The following is a 16,613-nucleotide window of genomic DNA, read 5'->3' on the forward strand; positions in this document are numbered from 1 at the left end:
ATAAAACAATATATACACAACTAAAACAACGGTGTTCCTCCCGGTGAACCCTCCTCCGCACCTCGGTGCGGGCGCTCGTTCGCAGACCTCGCGGGATCACCATCCGGTGGGTCGCCGTATCGCGCCGACGATCCATCGAGAGTGCACGCCTCGGAACGATCTGCCGTGGTCGGACCCAACCGAACCACCCCCGATTCGACCGGTGGCGTCGCACACTGGAATCCCAGCGCCACACCCCCTCGAATCGGGAGTTTGAGCAATGTCCGTGATCACCGCCGATCTGGTTCGCCTGGATGCCGACCTCGGGTCGGACAAGAACGCCGTCATCCGATCCCTCGCGGACGTGGTGTCCGCGGCCGGGCGTACCACCGACCCGGAGCAACTGACCACCGATGCCTTTGCGCGCGAGGCCACCTCGCCGACCGGCCTCAAGGGTGGCATCGCGATTCCGCACTGCCGCACCACCGCCGTCGCCGACCCGACCGTCGCGTTCGCCCGCCTGGCACCCTCGGTCGACTTCGGCGCCAAGGACGGCCCCGCCGACCTGGTCTTCCTGATCGCCGCTCCCGACGGCGGCGGCGAACAGCACCTGCAGTTGCTGACCAAGCTCGCTCGCGCCCTGGTCCGGGCGGACTTCCTCGCCTCGCTGCGCGCGGCCGGATCGCCCGCCGAGGCCGCGGACCTGATCACCGGGATCCTCGGGGACGCACCGGCTTCCGGCCCCGCCACCCCATCGACCCCGGCAGCTGCGGCACCCGCAGCCGCAGCTGCCGACGCACCGGCCACCGCCGCCGCGCCCGCTGCGCCGGCCGAGGCACCGGCGGCGAACGAACGCACCCGGCACCTGGTCGCCGTGACCGCCTGTCCGACCGGTATCGCCCATACCTATATGGCCGCCGAGGCCCTCGAGGAGGCGGCGGCCCGCGCCGGCGTCGACATTCAGGTCGAGACCCAAGGCTCCGCGGGCTCCACCCCGCTGCCCGCGGCGACGATCGCCGCTGCGGACGCGGTGATCTTCGCGGTGGACGTCGGCGTTCGCGGCCGGGAACGCTTCGCGGGCAAACCGCTGCTGGCCTCCGGGGTCAAGCGGCCGATCGACGACGGCGACACGATGATCGCCGAGGCTCTGAAGCTGGCCGACAGCCCCAATCCACCACGGGTGGAGGGCGATGCGAGCGCGGCCACCTCCGATACCGGCGCCGGCGAATCGCGGGCCGGAAAGGTCCGCCGCGTGCTGATGACGGGCGTGTCGTACATGATCCCGTTCGTCGCCGCCGGCGGTCTCTTGATCGCCCTGGGCTTCCTGCTCGGCGGATACGACATCACCGGCTCGGCGTCGGACATCGTCCTGGACAATTCGATATTCACGCTGCCGGATCCGAGTTCCCTCGGGCTGGAGCACGTGCTGTTCAACAGCCCGATCTTCGCCTACTTCGGCGCTCTGTTGTTCGTACTCGGCTCGACCGCCTTCTCCTTCCTGGTGCCCGCACTGGCCGGCTATATCGCCTTCGCGATCGCCGACCGCCCCGGTATCGCACCGGGATTCGTGATGGGCGCGATCGCCGGCGTCGTCAACTCCGGCTTCCTGGGCGGCATCGTCGGCGGTGTCCTCGCCGGCCTGGCCGCGGCCTGGATCGCCGGGTGGAAGGTCCCGGTCTGGGCGCGCGGGCTGATGCCGGTGCTGGTGATTCCGTTGGGCGCCACCCTGATCAGCGGCTTCGTGATGATCGTCGTCCTCGGCAAGCCGCTCGCCTGGCTGATGCAGGCCCTCAGCGACGGACTGTCGTCGATGAGCGCCGGATCGAGCATCATCCTCGGCGTGATCCTCGGCCTGATGATGGCCTTCGACATGGGCGGCCCGCTGAACAAGACCGCCTACGCCTTCGCGACCGCCGGGCTCGGCGCCGCCGCCACCGCTACCAACGCCCCCGAACTGAAGGTGATGGCCGCCGTCATGCTCGCCGGCATGGTTCCGCCGCTGGCACTGGCCCTGGCGACCGTGCTGCGGCCGAAGCTGTTCACCGCCCCCGAGCGCGAGAACGGCAAGGCGGCGTGGCTGATGGGTGCCTCGTTCATCACCGAGGGTGCGATCCCGTTCGCCGCGGCCGATCCGCTGCGCGTCATCCCGCCGATCATGGTGGGCAGCGCGGTGACCGGTGGTCTGGCGATGGCTCTCGATGTCACCCTGCGCGCCCCGCACGGCGGCATCTTCGTCCTCTTCGCGGTCGGCAACATCCTCGGCTTCCTGATCAGCCTGGTCGCCGGCACCCTGGTCGCCGCCGCCCTGGTCCTGCTCGCCAAGTCCACCGTTCGCACCAAGGACGCGCCCGTAGCGGCCGCATCGACCCCGGAGACGGTCGCGGCCTGAGCGATCAGCCGAACCGCCCCACAGCACCGCCGTCCGCTGACACCATCGTCACCGGGAACGACACACACCAGGAGGCTCCATGCCCAGCAAGACCGTCATCGTCGGGTCGTCGGTCGGCCTGCACGCCCGTCCCGCCGCGATCATCGCCGAGGAGGCCGAGAAGCTCGACTCCGAGGTCACGATCAACGGTGTCAACGCCAGCTCCTCGCTGATGATCATGACGCTCGGCGCCGGCCCGGGCACCAGCGTCGAGGTCGCCGGTGACGACGCGGCCGCCGTCGACACGATCGCGGCTCTGGTCGAGAAGGATCTCGACGCCGAATAGCACCACCTCCGTCGATCGCCGGGGCCGCGCACCAGTCGCCGCCCCGGCGATCGGCGTTTCCGGTTGGCCGGTGGTGCGCAACGCTCGACACGCCCACGTCATCGTGGCGGCTGCATCGCTCCCACTGCCCGTCACGAATTCCCCACCTGAACAGGGATAATCGCCGCAATCATCACGAAAGCCCTTGTGGGGAGCCATCTGAGGTTCGGCCGGTTGTTCGAACCGTTCGCGTACGATGGACCGGGCAAGGCAGTCGACGACGACAGGAGCTGAGCTATGGGCTTGACGGACAAGGCAAAGAACGCAGCCGAGGACGCGGTGGGCAAGGCGAAGGAAGCCTACGGCGACGCAACCGGCGACGAGCAGAAGCAGGCCGAAGGCAAGGGCGAGCAGGCCGAGGCCGGCGTGAAGAAGGTCGGCGAGAACATCAAGGACGCCGCCCAGAACCTGAAGGACACCGTCACCGGAAACTGATCCGACCGGACGGATCCAACCATCACGAGCCATCGGGGCGGGCGCCATCGGGTGCCCGCCCCGATGTGCGTCGCCCGCGCGGGTACCCGCTACCTTGAGTCCGACATACGCCAGGGCGCCGGATCACCGGTGACGACGACGGGAGTGGCGGCCATGCCGGACGAGATCGAAACCCTCATCGAGGAGAGCATCGAGATCGATGCGCCGCCGGAGAAGGTGTGGGCGCTGGTGAGCGATCCGTCCCGGATGTCGGCCTGGAGCCCCGCCGTGCTCAAGACGTTCGTTCGCGGCCGGCCCCTCGGCGTCGGCACCGTCATGATCAACATCAACCGGGTCGGCCCGCGGGTATGGCCGACCACCTCGACGATCGTCCGCTTCTCCGAGCCCGCCGAGTGGGCCCAGCGGATGCGGGAGAACCGCACCGTGTGGTCGTTCACCCTCGAACCGAGCGCGACCGGCACCACGCTGACCCAGCGCCGCGAAACCCCGAACGGTGTCCTGCCCGCGGCGACGACGCTGATGAAGATCTTCTTCGGCGGTCTGGGCAGCTTCCAGGGGCAGTTGCGCACCGGGATGCAGCAGACGCTGCGAGCGATCAAGGCCGCCGCCGAGTCCTGACCGACCGGGCCCGCGGCGGGACGGACACACGGGCGACCAGCCGGGGGTCAGCAGGATCGGCGGCTCCAGCCGGATCGCGGCGGCTCCGGCCGGATCGGCGAAGGTTCAGCCGATCGGCGCCGGGTGACGCGAGCGGCCGCGGCGCAGGACCGACGGATCGTGCACGTCCGGGGCGCCGTCGAGCACCCCGCCGGCCGGATCGTCGGTCCCGTCACGGCGCACCGGGTCTACCTCGGGACGGTAGATCGTGCGCAGCACCAGGCCGCACAGCACCAGCACGGCGATATCGCGGATGGCGACGGTCGTGGTGAACCACTGAATCGGCAGACCCTTGTTCTCCGGGCCGAGGTAGTACATCATCCGCGGCACCCAGACCAGGGCGTCGATCGCCATCCAGGCCAACAGGATTCGGGTGTGCGGGAGCGCCAGCACCGCGAGCGGGACCAGCCACAGCGAGTACTGCGGACTCCACACCTTGTTGACCAGCAGGAATCCCGCCAGCAGCAGGAACATCAGCGACGCCACCCGCGGCCGTCGCGGCGCGGTCGCGGCGACCACCGCCACCGCGGCACAGACCAGGACGAAGGCGATCAGCGACACCGCGTTGAGCAGGGGGACGTCCATCCCCGACCACGGCGTCAGCGAGCGCACCACGTTGTAGATCGAGTCCGGGTCCATCCCGCGTTCCCGGTTGAGCCGGAAGAACTCCCGCCAGCCGGCCGGAAAGGCCACCGCGATCGGCAGATTCACCAGCGCCCAGGTCAACAACGCGGCCGTGAACGCCTGCACCCAGGCACGCATATTGCCGGTGCGCCAGGCCAGGATCAGCAGCGGTCCCAGCAGGAAGACCGGATACATCTTCAGTGCCGCACCGACACCGAGCGCCACGCCGGCCAGCGCCGGCTTCCGCCGCGCCCACAGCAGGATGCCGATCGCCATCGCCGCGGTGGCGAGGGTGTCGAAGTTGGTGAACGCATGCACGATCACCAGCGGTGAGCAGGCCACGATGGCGATATCCCAGATGCGTCGCCGACCGGCGACCAATGCCGTCGCCCAGATGGTGACCAACCAGGCGAACGCGGCCCCGAGCGCGACGACGTTGAAGTAGACGACCACCTCGAGCGCCTTGGGCGTCCACGGGATCGACATCCACGCCTTGGTGATCACCATCGAGACGTACTGGTACAGCCCGGAGAGCACCGGGTACTCCATGTACCGCACCTGCGGCTCGCCGTCCGGACCGTCCTCGACCCAGGAGGTCTTGTAGGGGAACAGGCCCTGGTCGAGCCGCTCGGCCGAGTAGAGCGGAACGATGTCGGTGTAGCACATCGCGACGTACTGGCGGCTGCCGTCGGACCAGTTGAGCCCGAGGTTGCCGTTGTCGTCGCGGGTCTGCTGGATGCAGGCGGCCTTGGTGAACCACCCCAACGCCAGGAAGATCACGCCGAACAGCAGCAGCACCCGCATCGGCGTCCAGAACCGTTGCCGGCCGATCTGGGCGTGTGCGCCGACCGGACCGCCGATCGTGGACGACAAGTCGGCCACGATCGGATCGGTATGGCTGGGCAGGTCCCGGTCGGTCACCCCGACCGCGGGGTCGATCCCGCTTCCGGGCGGCAGGTCGGCGGGCTCGGCGCCGACCTCACCGGTGTCGGTCGAATCGGGCACCTATCCGGCTACCCGCCGGTCCGCGGTGGTGTCGCGCCGGCCCCGGCTCCCACCGCGTTGCCATTGCCGTTTCCGTTGCCGTTCTCGCGGCCGGAGCGGTTCTCGGTGGCCGCGTTGCCGTTACCGGTTCCGGTCGCCGCCTGTGGTGTCGTCCCGCCCGATTGGTTCTGGGCGGGCGCCGCGGCCCCCGGGATCGGGATGGTCACGCCCGGCAGGATCTCCACCTCGGTGGGAACCTGCACCGGCGGTTCGACCGGCAGCGACGGCAGCTGGATCGGCGGCAACTGCAGCGTGGGCGGCGCCTCGGAGGTCGGTCGCGACTGCGAGGTTTCGCTGCGGCTGCCGTTGTTGCTCGACGACGGCTCCGACAGCGGTCGGCCGGCCTGTCCGCCGATCGAGCCCGGGGTCGGGAAGCTCTCGACCTCGGTGCCGGACAGGATGCCGTCCATCGTGTCCTTCCAGATGTCCGACGGCAGACCCGATCCGTAAATCGATGCGCCCGCGTAGTTGAACAGCGGCGAACTCTGCTCGGTACCCACCCAGACCGCCGTCGACAGCGACGGGGTGAAGCCGACCATCCAGGCGTCCTTGTTGTTTCCGGTATCGCCGAGCTGCGCGGTGCCGGTCTTCGCCGCCGACGGACGACCACCGGCAAGCGCGTGCCCGCGCGAGTAAGCGGCGATCGGTTCCATCGCGGAGGTCACGTTGTCCGCGACGTCCTCGTCGATTACCTGCCGGCCCGGGTCGCCGGCGCCGCGATCGAGCAGGACCCGACCGTCCGCGGTCACGACCCGCTGCACGAAGTACGGCTGGTGGTACATGCCGGAGGCCGCGAACGTCGCATACGCGGACGCCATGTCGATCACCCGCGACTGGTACTGGCCGAGCACGATGCCGTTGTTCGGGCCGGCGCCGTCGGGTTCGGTCAGCGTGGGTCCGATACCGGGCAGCTCGCGCGCGATACCCGCCTCGTGTGCGATATCCGCGATGTCCTGCGGACCGTTGTCGAGCGACAGCTCCAGTCGATAGAAGCTGGTGTTCAACGACCGCTTCAACGCCTCGGAGATCGAGCAGGTGCCGCAGGACGCGCCTTCGACGTTGTTGATCTCGATGCCGTGGACGGTCAGCGGTGAACTGTCGTATTGCTGGGACAGCGGGATGCCCTGATTGAGCGCCGCGGCGAGGGCGAAAACCTTGAACGACGAGCCGGTCTGCAGTCCCGACTGGGCGTAGTCGAAGCCGTGCCCGTCCGAGCCGCCGTAGTAGGCGACCACCGCACCGGTGCGCGGGTCGATCGAGACCGCGGCGGTGCGCAGATTCTCCGGCTCACCCTGCATATTCGTATTGACCGCTTCGATCATCTGCGCCTGGGCATCCGGACGGATCGAGGTCGTGATCTGCAGACCTTCGGTATTGATCACGTTCTCGTCGATGCCCTCGGCGGCCAGCTCGGCGAGCACCTGGGTCTTGATCAGCCCATTGGGCCCGGCGTCGAGCGGACTGCCCACCGATACCTGGGCGGCGGGCACCACGGTCGGGAAGATCTGCGCATCGCGGTCGGTCTGCGAGAGCGCACCCATGTCGACCATGCCGTCGAGCACGTAGTTCCAGCGGGTCTGGGCACCCTCGGGATTGCTCTCCGGGTCGAGCTGCGAGGGCAGCTGAATCGTCGCCGCCAGGACCGCACCCTCGGACAGGCTCAGTTCGTTGACCGGCTTGCCGAAGTAGGCCTGCGAGGCGGCGGCGATGCCGTAGGCGCCGCGACCGAAATAGATGGTGTTGAGGTAGGCGGCGAGGATCTCGTCCTTGCTCCACTCGCGGGCCATCTTGGCCGAGAGCACCAACTCGTGCAGCTTGCGTTGAATCGTCGGGGCGGACCCGACCAGCGCGTTCTTGACGTACTGCTGGGTGATCGTCGAGCCACCACCGGCGTTGTCGCGGCCGAGGAGCTGGTCGCGAGCCGCACGGGTGAAGCCGACGATCGAGAAGCCGGGGTTGTTGTAGAAGTTGCGGTCCTCCGCGGACAGCACCGCGGTGCGCACGTACTCCGGCACCTGGTCGATCGGCACGTCGGTGCGGTTGCCCTCCGGCGGCACGACGCGACTGAGTTCGGTGGTGCCGTCGGCGGCCAGGATCGTCGCGATCTGGTTCGTCTGGATCTCACCGGGCTGCGGGACGCTCACCACCAGGTAGGCGATCACGAACGCGGCGGCCGGCAGGACCATCGCCAACAGCACGACGGCGACCAACAAGCGGCGCACGGTCCGTCCTCTCGGTAGGCGCCGACGACCACCGCCACCGGATCCACCTCCCGACCCGGACGATCGATCGTCCGGGGGCTCGGGCGGCGGGCTACCGGCGGCGCCGGCCCGATCCGTCCGGGTGGGCGCGGGCGCGGCGGACGCGGCGGCGGCCGAGTAGGCGCGCGGGCCATCCGCCGACGGGGACAAGGGGCGATCGGGACCGTGAGCGACGCGCTGGGTCGGCGACGCGGCGGCTGCTCCGGCGGCAGCGGCACCGACGGCGGCGGCTCCCGCTGCGGCGGCGATCGGGGCGCGACGGGTCGGCTCCGCGGCCGAACCGTTCGACCGGCCGGCGTCGGCCGCACCGGGTCGCGATGCGGGCTGATTCCACTGGCCGGGCTGGTCGGCGGGACGACGAGCGCCGGCGGGCGGGCCGGAACGCGCCGGGCCGGATGGCGGGCGGCGCTGGTCCGCGCCCGCGGCGCGGGCGGCCGAACCGTCCACACCGCGGGTCGCCCCGGGGTCGGCGGCGTAGCGCGGTTCCCCGTCGCGGCGGTTGTAGGAGTCGCCGGCGTACGGGTCGGAGTTGTAGGGGTCGCGACCGCGTGGGCCGGGGACGCCGTTGCCGCGCGGCGGGCCGTCGTACGGGCGCGGACCGCCGGGCGGCCGCGAGGGCGCGCCTGCCCGAGGTGCGCCGTTGTCCCGGGGAGCGGTGGGGCGTGGTGCTCCGGCGTCGGCGCCGTTACCGCGACGCTGCTCGTCCGGGGCGCGGCGGGCGTCGCGCGGCGGGCCGTCGTACGGACGCGCGCCACCCTGCGGCGGGGCATCCGGGCGCCGCTCCGGCGCTCCGTGTCGACCGGAGCCGTTCGGGCCGGCGGTCTCGGCATCGCTCGGAGACCCGCCGTACCCGTCCTGGCGACGGCGGGGGTCGGTCTCGCGGACCGGCGGCGGTGCATCGCGCCGGCCGTATCGATCCGGATAGGGCGCCCGCTGGGCGGGCCACGTTCCGGAGGAGGGACCGCGCTGTTGCGGTGCCACACGATCGGGCGGTGGAACCGGCCGCCGGGGCGGCAGGTTGCGCTCGTTCGGTGATGCCGGTCGCTGTGGTGGCAGCGACTGACGGTCGATGTTGTCGTAGGGATCGTTCACTCGGGTCGGCTCCGTTGGTCGGCCACGGACGGCTCACTCACTGGCGGTACGCCTGCGGGAGTGTCCGGATCCTCGCCGCTTCGGCGGCGTCGGCACTCCCATGACGTACGACTGGACCAAATGGTTCCAGCTGCAGCTGCGGCAAACCTCCACATCATGCACGGTGAATTCCTCACACGCGCTTGCCATGCGCACGAGCTCATCGCTTCCGCGCGCAGATCCCGACACCTGGCCGAGACGCTCGCCGAATACCCACGAAACCACTGTCAACTGCTCTTTTCGGCAAATCGGACAGCGGATTTCGGTGGGTCGGCCATGAAACTTCGCGGCGCGCAGCAAGTAGGGGTCGGCATCGCATACCTCGCCGACTCCGACCCGCCCCGCGTAGACGTCGGCAAGGAGCGACTTGCGCCGAAGCGCGAAGTCGACCAGCTGCCTCTGTAACCGCACGGTGACCAGAGTACGTCCGCGCTCGGCGGGCGGCGTCGCTGCGGGGGCACCCGAGCACCCCGCCTCCTCTACCGCGACGGTCACCCGATCGCGGCTACTTCGGCAAAGCCGCTGCTCTGCTCGGCGAGTCTCGGCGACGGCGAAGCGGGCCGTCCACGACCACAAACATCTTCCACATCCGGCGGTGGGGCCGCTCCCGACCGCCGCGGACCACATCCGGGCCCCGCCGGCCGGTCACGCCGACTCGGGCATCGCGACCGCGTTCACCCGCTCCTCGACGAGCAGGCGGTTGCCGGTTCCGTCGCTGTTACCTCGGATACACCTCCCCTATATATCGCGCCGATACATTCTTCGGCTATAGTCTGGTGTTACATCGTTGGACCGACGTTCTTCGGTGGCTGCACCATCGGATCGAGAAACGGGGAAGCATGCTCGAGTTGGCAATCCTCGGCCTGCTTCTCGAGTCGCCCATGCACGGCTACGAGCTGCGCAAGCGACTCACCGGACTACTCGGTCCGTTTCGGGCCTTCTCCTACGGCTCGCTGTACCCGACACTTCGACGGATGCTGGCCGACGGCCTGATCGTCGAGGGACCGGGCGCGGTGGGCACCGGAAAGCGGCGCGCACGGCGGGTATACGAATTGACGCCCACCGGAAACGAGCGCTTCAAGGAGTTGGTCTCGGATACGGGACCGCAGAATTACACCGACGACGGATTCGGCGTGCACCTGGCGTTCTTCGGCCGTACTCCCGCGACAGCGAGGATGCGGATTCTGGAGGGTCGTCGGCGACAGGTCGAAGAACGACGGGAAAGCCTGCGCGAGACTGTCACCAGAGCCGGCGGCACGCTCGACAGATATACCCGTGGCCTGCACCAACTCGGTCTGGAATCGAGTGAGCGGGAAGTCCGTTGGTTGAACGAGTTGATCGCCGCCGAGAATCTCGAGCGGAAAACACACGAAGGAGAACCCGACCATGGGTGACAGTAGCGGAGCCGTGCGCGTAGCGATCGTTGGCGTGGGTAACTGCGCCTCGTCCCTGGTACAGGGCGTGGAGTATTACCGCGATGCGGATGACAGCCAGACCGTTCCCGGTCTGATGCACGTCCGTTTCGGCCAGTACCACGTCCGCGACATCGAGTTTGTCGCCGCGTTCGACGTGGACGCCAAGAAGGTCGGCTTCGACCTGTCGGAGGCGATCTTCTCCTCGGAGAACAACACGATCAAGATCTCGGACGTCCCGCCGAGCGACGTGACCGTGCAGCGCGGCCCGACCCTCGACGGCCTCGGCAAGTACTACCGGGAGACCATCGAGGAGTCCGACGCCACCGCCGTCGACGTCGTGCAGGCGCTCAAGGACGCGCAGGCCGACGTGCTGGTGTCCTACCTGCCGGTGGGTTCCGAGGAAGCCGACAAGTTCTACGCGCAGTGCGCGATCGACGCGGGCGTCGCCTTCGTCAACGCCCTTCCGGTGTTCATCGCTTCGGACCCGGTGTGGGCCAAGAAGTTCGAGGATGCGGGCGTCCCGATCGTCGGTGACGACATCAAGTCCCAGGTCGGCGCGACCATCACCCACCGCGTGATGGCGAAGCTCTTCGAGGACCGCGGCGTGCAGCTCGACCGCACCATGCAGCTCAACGTCGGCGGCAACATGGACTTCAAGAACATGCTCGAGCGCGAGCGCCTCGAGTCGAAGAAGATCTCCAAGACCCAGGCCGTGACCTCGAACGTCAAGCGCGAGTTCGGTGCCAAGGATGTGCACATCGGCCCGTCCGACCATGTCGGCTGGCTCGACGACCGCAAGTGGGCGTACGTCCGCCTCGAGGGTCGCGCCTTCGGCGATGTGCCGCTGAACCTGGAATACAAGCTCGAGGTGTGGGACTCGCCGAACTCGGCGGGCATCATCATCGACGCGGTGCGAGCCGCGAAGATCGCCCTCGACCGCGGCATCGGCGGCCCGATCCTGCCGGCGTCGTCCTACCTGATGAAGTCCCCGCCCCAGCAGCTGGCCGACGATGTCGCCCGCGTCGAGCTGGAGAAGTTCATCATCGGCTGATCATCCCCCGATCGTGAAGGCCCCGAACCCGGTATCCGGGTTCGGGGCCTTCCGGCGTATCCGGAGAGAATTCGGTATCCGGCATGTAAACGCCGCCCGATCGTCGCCTCCGACCGGGCATTCCCGGGTCACACTGGTCGTCGAACACCGGTGATTCGAGAAAAGGCGCGACTATGACCACGGCGGTTACCGAGCAGTCCCGTCCGGCGCAGGCCCCGCAGCCGGGCCCACCCCTGATCGGCTTGTCCACCTACCGGGAGAACGCGGCGTGGGGGGTCTGGCGTCAGCCGGCCGATCTACTGCCCGCCAACTACGCCAACGCCGTCGCCGCGGCGGGCGGCGTCCCGGTCCTCCTTCCCCCCGCCGCCGGCGGCGACATCACTGCCGCCAGTGCGGTTGTCTCCCGCCTGGACGGCCTGATCATCAGCGGCGGCGCCGATGTCGAGCCGACCCGCTACGGCGCCGACGCCGACCCGCACACCACCGCCTGCCGACCGGAGCGCGACGCCTGGGAGCTGGCATTGCTCGACGCTGCCGACGCGATCGACCTGCCGGTCCTCGGGATCTGCCGCGGGATGCAGCTGATGGCCATTCGCGCCGGAGGCAGTCTGGTCCAACATGTTCCGGACGTCGTCGGGCATACCGAGCACAGCCCGGCGCCGGACCGCTTCGGCCTGTCGGAGATTCGCATCGAGGTGCACAGCCGGCTGCGCCGGATGATCGGCCCGACCACCCGCGGCGCCTGCCACCATCACCAGGCCGTCCGCGAGCATCCCGGCTACCGGGCCGTCGCCTTCGCCGCCGACGGGATGACCGAGGCGATGGAAGCCGACGGTGAACGGTTCAACCTGGCCGTCCAGTGGCATCCCGAAACCGCCAGTGACACGGGCCTTTTCGCCGGTCTGGTCCGCGCGGCGCGGGCCGGCCGCGTGGTCTGACAGTCGGCCGACCGCCGGGCTACCCGGACTGCCGGGACCACGCCGCCGCCATCCCCGGGGTTGGTGCACCGGTCATCGCCGCCGCGCATCGCTCCGCGATCAACACCACTGCCGCATTGGTATTGGCCGAGGGAATGCTCGGCATCACCGATGCGTCGGCAACCCGCACTCCGGTCGGCCCGGATCGAAGGGTGAACGACCCGGGATCGACGACAGCGGCGTCGTCGGTTCCCATGCGCGCGGTTCCCACCTGATGGTGATAGCTCGACGCGGTCCGGCGGACGTACTCCCGGATATCCCCATCGGTCGCGATCGAGGGCCCCGGATAGATCTCGACCGACCCCCACTCCCGTCGCAAGGATCGCTGGGCGACGATGCCGCGGACCTCCTTGACCGAGGCCACCAGACTCTCCAGATCGCGACTGTCCGAGAGAATTCCGGGGTCGAAGGCGACCTGTCGATGCGGGTCCCGATCGTTCAGGCGTACTCTTCCGCGGCTTTCCGGCCGAACGAGACCGGCGTGAATGGTGAAGCAGCTCGGTGGGGTCGGCATCGTCTCATCGACCATGGGAGCGGACCAGTAGATCGGTTGTGTATCCGGCGCCGGGCAGTTCGCGCGGTGGGTGGAGAAGTGATGCACCTGGGCGATCGGCTGATAGGCCTCCCGCTCGGGCAGCGCCCGCCCCTCGGTGTGCCCGACGATCGGGACCAGCAGGTGATCGTGCAGGTTCTCCCCGACACCGGACGCATCCACTGCCACGTCGATGCCACACTCGGCCAGGTGATCCGCCGGTCCTACCCCGCTGAGCAGCAGGATCCTCGGGGTGTCCAATGCGCCGGCACACAGGACGACCTCGCCCGCCTCGATGCGTTCCACCTCGCCGTGCTTCTCGACGTCGAGTCCGACGACCCGGTCGTCGACGATCAGCAACCGATGCACCCGGGTGTCGCACTGAATCCGCAGGTTCGGATGGTCGGCGACGGGTTGGACGTAGGCCCGGTAGGTGGACAGCCGCTTCCCGTTCCGCAGATTGAGCTGCATCCACGAAACCCCGTTGGGATCACCGTCGTTATAGTTGTCCTGCAGCGGAATTCCGTACTCGCGGGCCGCTTCGATCATGCCGGAATGGATGGCGCTGCGGGTGTAGTCGGTGGTGACGTCGAGCAGACCGTCGGGGTCGAGGTCACCGGAACGCCGTTCGATGTGCTCGAACCACGGCTCGACACCGGCCCAGTCCCACCCGGGTGCGCCCTCGGACGACCACCGGTCGTAGTCCGCCCGGGCGCCGCGCGCCCAGATGCATCCGTTGAGTGAATGGGACCCACCCAGGACGCGTCCACGGGGCCAGAACAGTCGACGATCCGCGGCATGGATCTGCGGCGTCGTGGTGTAGGCCCAGTCATTCTCGGTGTTCCAGAGCTCGACCACCCGCCCGAGGTCATCGATCTGCGGCTTGTCCTGCCCACCACCGGCTTCCAGTAGCAGCACGGTCCGACCGACGTCGACCAGACGGCGGGCGATCACCGAGCCGGCGCTGCCCGCTCCGACGATCACGACGTCGTACGTTCGAGCAGTCATCAGTGCACCTCCTCGAGCGCGACACCGGACAGTAAATCCCGGTAGCCGTCGCGTTCCGCACGGGAGCAGGCGGCCAGGTAGTTCGGAACTCCACCGAAGTAGGTATTGACCGCGAACGACTTGCCGTCGACGTTCCCGCCGTAGAACCAGGCCCTGGCTTGTTGTGCATATCGTTTCATCACGGTGGACTCGACCGCTGCGGTCGACTCCCGCATCCAGGCGCGGTCGGCGGCCGCCGTCGATTCCAACGCGACCATCCCGTGCTCATCGGCCCACGCGAACGCCCTCGCGAGCCATTCCGCCTGTGCCTGAATGGTTACCACCAGGTTGCCGGCGGGGTATGCGGCCCGAGCATCATGAAGAAGTTCGGGAAGCCGCCGACGGTCATGCCGAGGAAAGTCCGCAGTCCATCCCGCGCCCACACCTGCGACAGACTCTCCCCACCACGTCCCACGATGTCGATCGCATCGAGGCTGCCGGTCAGGGCATCGAAACCGGTCGCGCAGATGATGACGTCGAGATCGAATCGACCGGATTCGAGGACGATTGCCGCACCGTCGATCGCCCGAATGGGGTTGGACCTGACGTCGACCAACCGCACATTGGGAAGGTTGAAGGTCTCGTAGAAGCGGTGTCCCGTCGAGACTCGCTTGGCGCCGATCGGATAGTCCTGTGCGCTCAGCAATTCGGCAACCGCCGGATCGATGACGGTGGCACGAATCTTCGCCTTGACGAAGTCGGAGGTGGCCCACGCCGCGTCATCGTTGGTGGACAGATCGGCAAACGTTTCGGAGATGAAGTGGAAGCCACCCTCGGACCAATGCTGTTCGAGGACGTCGTTCCGCTCCTCTGCGGTGAGGTCCTCGAATCGACCTCGGGGCGGTCCCATCGCGACCCCGAACGGATGTTGCTGACACATACGGTGGTAGTCGAAGAGGCGGTTGCGGATTTCGGCGCTATCCTGCTCGGTCAGCTTCTCGCTATTGGCGGAAACGACGTAATTCGGCGTTCGCTGAAAGACCACCAGTTCTTCCACGTCGGCAGCGATACGCGGAATCAACTGAACCGCCGACGACCCCACCCCGATAACGCCGACGCGCTTGCCCCGCAGATCTACTCCGCCTTCCGGCCAGGCCGCCGTGTGCAGGACCGCCCCCTTGAAGGAGTCGATTCCTGCGATCGCGGGCAGATAGGCCTTCGACAGCAGACCCATCGCGCTGACCACTCGCCGCGCACGGTACCGATTACCGGATCGGGTTCGCACGTCCCAGACGGACTCCTCTTCGTTCCAACGCATCCCGGATACCTCCGAGCCGAGCCGGATGTTCGGATGCAGGTGGGTTCGTGTTGCGAAGTGCTGCAGGTACGCCCGCACCTCCGGGCCCGTCGGGTACCGCTCCGACCAGTCCCAGGAATCGATGACGTCCCGGGACAAGGTGAGACAGTAGTAAGTAGTGCGACTCGCAGTCGGTGCGGACGCCGGGGTAACGGTTGTTCGCCCAAGTTCCGCCCACATCGTTGCCTGCGTCGAGCAGTATCGCCGCATCACCCGCCTGCAGCGCCAGGTACAGCGCCGACAGACCGCTGAAGCCCGCACCAATGATCAGGGTGTCGTAACACATGTCCCGATCAGCGTTTGATTCGGTCGTATGAACATTCTCGGTCACAATCTCAACCCCCAATGAGCAGCGCATGAATGCATGAATTGCCGACCACCATCACGTGCCGGGGTGCTCCGGGAGGAGGCCGGCCGATCGGTCGGGTCGGAAGACCCGACCGACGTCGACCGGACAACCTGCAACGTCGGCCCCGGCGGCTACCGCACGGTCAGCCACGCCCCCAGAAGGCGTCCTCGGCCGGGCCGTCCTCGGAGAAGAGATGTACCTCGACGATCCTGCCGTCCTCGATGGTCAGCAGGTCGACGCCGGCCATGTCCATCGCGTTGTCGTCCAACTTGCCGGTGAACCGAACCGGCACGGCGACGAGGGCGCCGTTCGCCATGGCGGGGCCGGTCTTGATCAGGGCGAAGGTTCCCTGACTGACCTCCATCATTCCGCCGATGAGCGCACCGACAGCCTCGGGACCGGAATGGTCGCCGGAGAAGCGATTCGTACCGGGCTGATGCCACACGACGTTCGGGCTGAAAAGCGCCATCGCGGTGGGTACTTCACCAACCGAAAGCGCATGGAAGTAGGAGTCCGCAACCTCGATCGGATTCTGCGTTGTCATCTCGAATTCCCTCTCGTCGAATTTCCGAACGGCCCAATACTTTCATCTGGTAACCTGTTACCTCAACGTAAGTATTGGGCGATCGGAGGACTGTGATGCCCGGAACACCACGCGGTACGCGGGAGCGCCCAGCGCCGCAGCGGTCCACCACCCAGTGGAACGTCATGATGGCCACCTGCCCGTCGCGCACCTCGCTGGCGCGTATCGCCAACAAGTGGACCGCGATGATCGTGATCGCGCTGAGCGACAGCGCTCTTCGCTTCGGTGAACTCCAGCAGCAGGTTCAGGGAATCAGCGGCAAGGTACTCACCGACACCCTGCGCACCCTGGAGCGGGACGGCATCGTCGACCGCCGGGTTTTCGCCGAGGTACCGCCGCGGGTCGAATACGAACTGACCCCGCTCGGCAGCACGCTCATCGAGCCGTTGTCCGCCCTGCGTCATTGGGCGGAATCACATTTCGACGAGGTTCAAGCGGCCCGCGTCGCCTACGACCACCGCCCGTGAACCGGGACCTG

Annotated in this window: 15 protein-coding genes and 1 pseudogene; 8 read left to right on the forward strand and 8 right to left on the reverse strand. The window is 68.1% G+C overall.

Annotated elements, in window-relative coordinates; translation table 11 throughout:
* Window positions 1-259 precede the first annotated feature (259 nt).
* The 4 genes from MB1_RS08910 (at window position 260) to MB1_RS08925 (ending at window position 3,785) form a co-directional block, all read left to right on the forward strand.
* Window positions 260-2,368 (forward strand): PTS fructose transporter subunit IIABC, encoded by a 2,109-nt coding sequence (locus MB1_RS08910; protein ID WP_066905885.1) that lies wholly within the window; start codon window positions 260-262, stop codon window positions 2,366-2,368.
* A gap of 79 nt (window positions 2,369-2,447) precedes the next feature.
* Window positions 2,448-2,693 carry an HPr family phosphocarrier protein gene (locus tag MB1_RS08915; protein ID WP_066905887.1) on the forward strand — a complete coding sequence of 82 codons (246 nt, stop codon included), beginning with the start codon at window positions 2,448-2,450 and terminating at the stop codon, window positions 2,691-2,693.
* 276 nt (window positions 2,694-2,969) lie between these two features.
* Window positions 2,970-3,167, forward strand: coding sequence for a CsbD family protein (locus MB1_RS08920; protein ID WP_066905889.1), 198 nt, complete (start codon window positions 2,970-2,972; stop codon window positions 3,165-3,167).
* Between the two features lie 129 nt (window positions 3,168-3,296).
* Window positions 3,297-3,785 (forward strand): SRPBCC family protein, encoded by a 489-nt coding sequence (locus MB1_RS08925; protein ID WP_369406854.1) that lies wholly within the window; start codon window positions 3,297-3,299, stop codon window positions 3,783-3,785.
* 105 nt (window positions 3,786-3,890) lie between these two features.
* On the opposite strand, the gene MB1_RS08930 is transcribed toward MB1_RS08925, so the two are convergent.
* From MB1_RS08930 to MB1_RS24995, 3 genes are all read right to left on the reverse strand, one after another.
* The gene (locus tag MB1_RS08930; protein WP_084351354.1) at window positions 3,891-5,405 is read right to left on the reverse strand and encodes a glycosyltransferase family 87 protein; all 1,515 of its coding nucleotides are present in this window, start codon (window positions 5,403-5,405) and stop codon (window positions 3,891-3,893) included.
* Window positions 5,406-5,461: 56 nt separating this feature from the next.
* Window positions 5,462-7,678 carry a transglycosylase domain-containing protein gene (locus MB1_RS08935; protein ID WP_084351357.1) on the reverse strand — a complete coding sequence of 739 codons (2,217 nt, stop codon included), beginning with the start codon at window positions 7,676-7,678 and terminating at the stop codon, window positions 5,462-5,464.
* Between the two features lie 1,200 nt (window positions 7,679-8,878).
* Window positions 8,879-9,295, reverse strand: coding sequence for a DUF5318 family protein (locus tag MB1_RS24995; protein WP_169801633.1), 417 nt, complete (start codon window positions 9,293-9,295; stop codon window positions 8,879-8,881).
* Window positions 9,296-9,723: 428 nt separating this feature from the next.
* Between MB1_RS24995 and MB1_RS08940 the strand changes: the two genes are divergently transcribed.
* The 3 genes from MB1_RS08940 (at window position 9,724) to MB1_RS08950 (ending at window position 12,288) form a co-directional block, all read left to right on the forward strand.
* Entirely contained in the window at window positions 9,724-10,278 is a 555-nt protein-coding gene (locus MB1_RS08940; protein ID WP_066905895.1) for a PadR family transcriptional regulator, read from the forward strand.
* Window positions 10,271-11,350, forward strand: a complete 1,080-nt coding sequence (locus MB1_RS08945; protein ID WP_066905897.1) for an inositol-3-phosphate synthase — start codon at window positions 10,271-10,273, stop codon at window positions 11,348-11,350. The genes MB1_RS08940 and MB1_RS08945 overlap by 8 nt, the downstream gene beginning before the upstream one ends.
* 173 nt (window positions 11,351-11,523) lie before the next feature.
* Window positions 11,524-12,288 carry a gamma-glutamyl-gamma-aminobutyrate hydrolase family protein gene (locus MB1_RS08950; RefSeq protein WP_066905899.1) on the forward strand — a complete coding sequence of 255 codons (765 nt, stop codon included), beginning with the start codon at window positions 11,524-11,526 and terminating at the stop codon, window positions 12,286-12,288.
* 19 nt (window positions 12,289-12,307) lie between these two features.
* Here the strand turns inward: MB1_RS08950 and MB1_RS08955 are convergent, their stop codons facing one another.
* The 5 genes and pseudogenes from MB1_RS08955 to MB1_RS08970 all read right to left on the reverse strand — a co-directional run bounded on the left by MB1_RS08955 (window position 12,308) and on the right by MB1_RS08970 (window position 16,096).
* Entirely contained in the window at window positions 12,308-13,867 is a 1,560-nt protein-coding gene (locus MB1_RS08955) for a GMC family oxidoreductase (RefSeq protein WP_084351271.1), read from the reverse strand.
* Entirely contained in the window at window positions 13,867-14,124 is a 258-nt protein-coding gene (locus MB1_RS08960) for a hypothetical protein (RefSeq protein ID WP_066905901.1), read from the reverse strand. The genes MB1_RS08955 and MB1_RS08960 overlap by 1 nt, the downstream gene beginning before the upstream one ends.
* A gap of 59 nt (window positions 14,125-14,183) precedes the next feature.
* Window positions 14,184-15,302 (reverse strand): flavin-containing monooxygenase, encoded by a 1,119-nt coding sequence (locus tag MB1_RS08965; protein ID WP_066905903.1) that lies wholly within the window; start codon window positions 15,300-15,302, stop codon window positions 14,184-14,186.
* 19 nt (window positions 15,303-15,321) lie between these two features.
* Window positions 15,322-15,561 (reverse strand): annotated as a pseudogene (locus tag MB1_RS26925) (NAD(P)-binding protein); the annotation flags it as partial.
* A gap of 133 nt (window positions 15,562-15,694) precedes the next feature.
* Window positions 15,695-16,096, reverse strand: a complete 402-nt coding sequence (locus MB1_RS08970; protein ID WP_066905906.1) for a nuclear transport factor 2 family protein — start codon at window positions 16,094-16,096, stop codon at window positions 15,695-15,697.
* A gap of 95 nt (window positions 16,097-16,191) precedes the next feature.
* Between MB1_RS08970 and MB1_RS08975 the strand changes: the two genes are divergently transcribed.
* Entirely contained in the window at window positions 16,192-16,602 is a 411-nt protein-coding gene (locus tag MB1_RS08975; RefSeq protein ID WP_084351275.1) for a winged helix-turn-helix transcriptional regulator, read from the forward strand.
* The last annotated feature ends 11 nt before the right edge of the window (window positions 16,603-16,613 follow it).

It is taken from the genome of Millisia brevis NBRC 105863 (assembly GCF_001552615.1).
Classification (GTDB): domain Bacteria; phylum Actinomycetota; class Actinomycetes; order Mycobacteriales; family Mycobacteriaceae; genus Millisia; species Millisia brevis.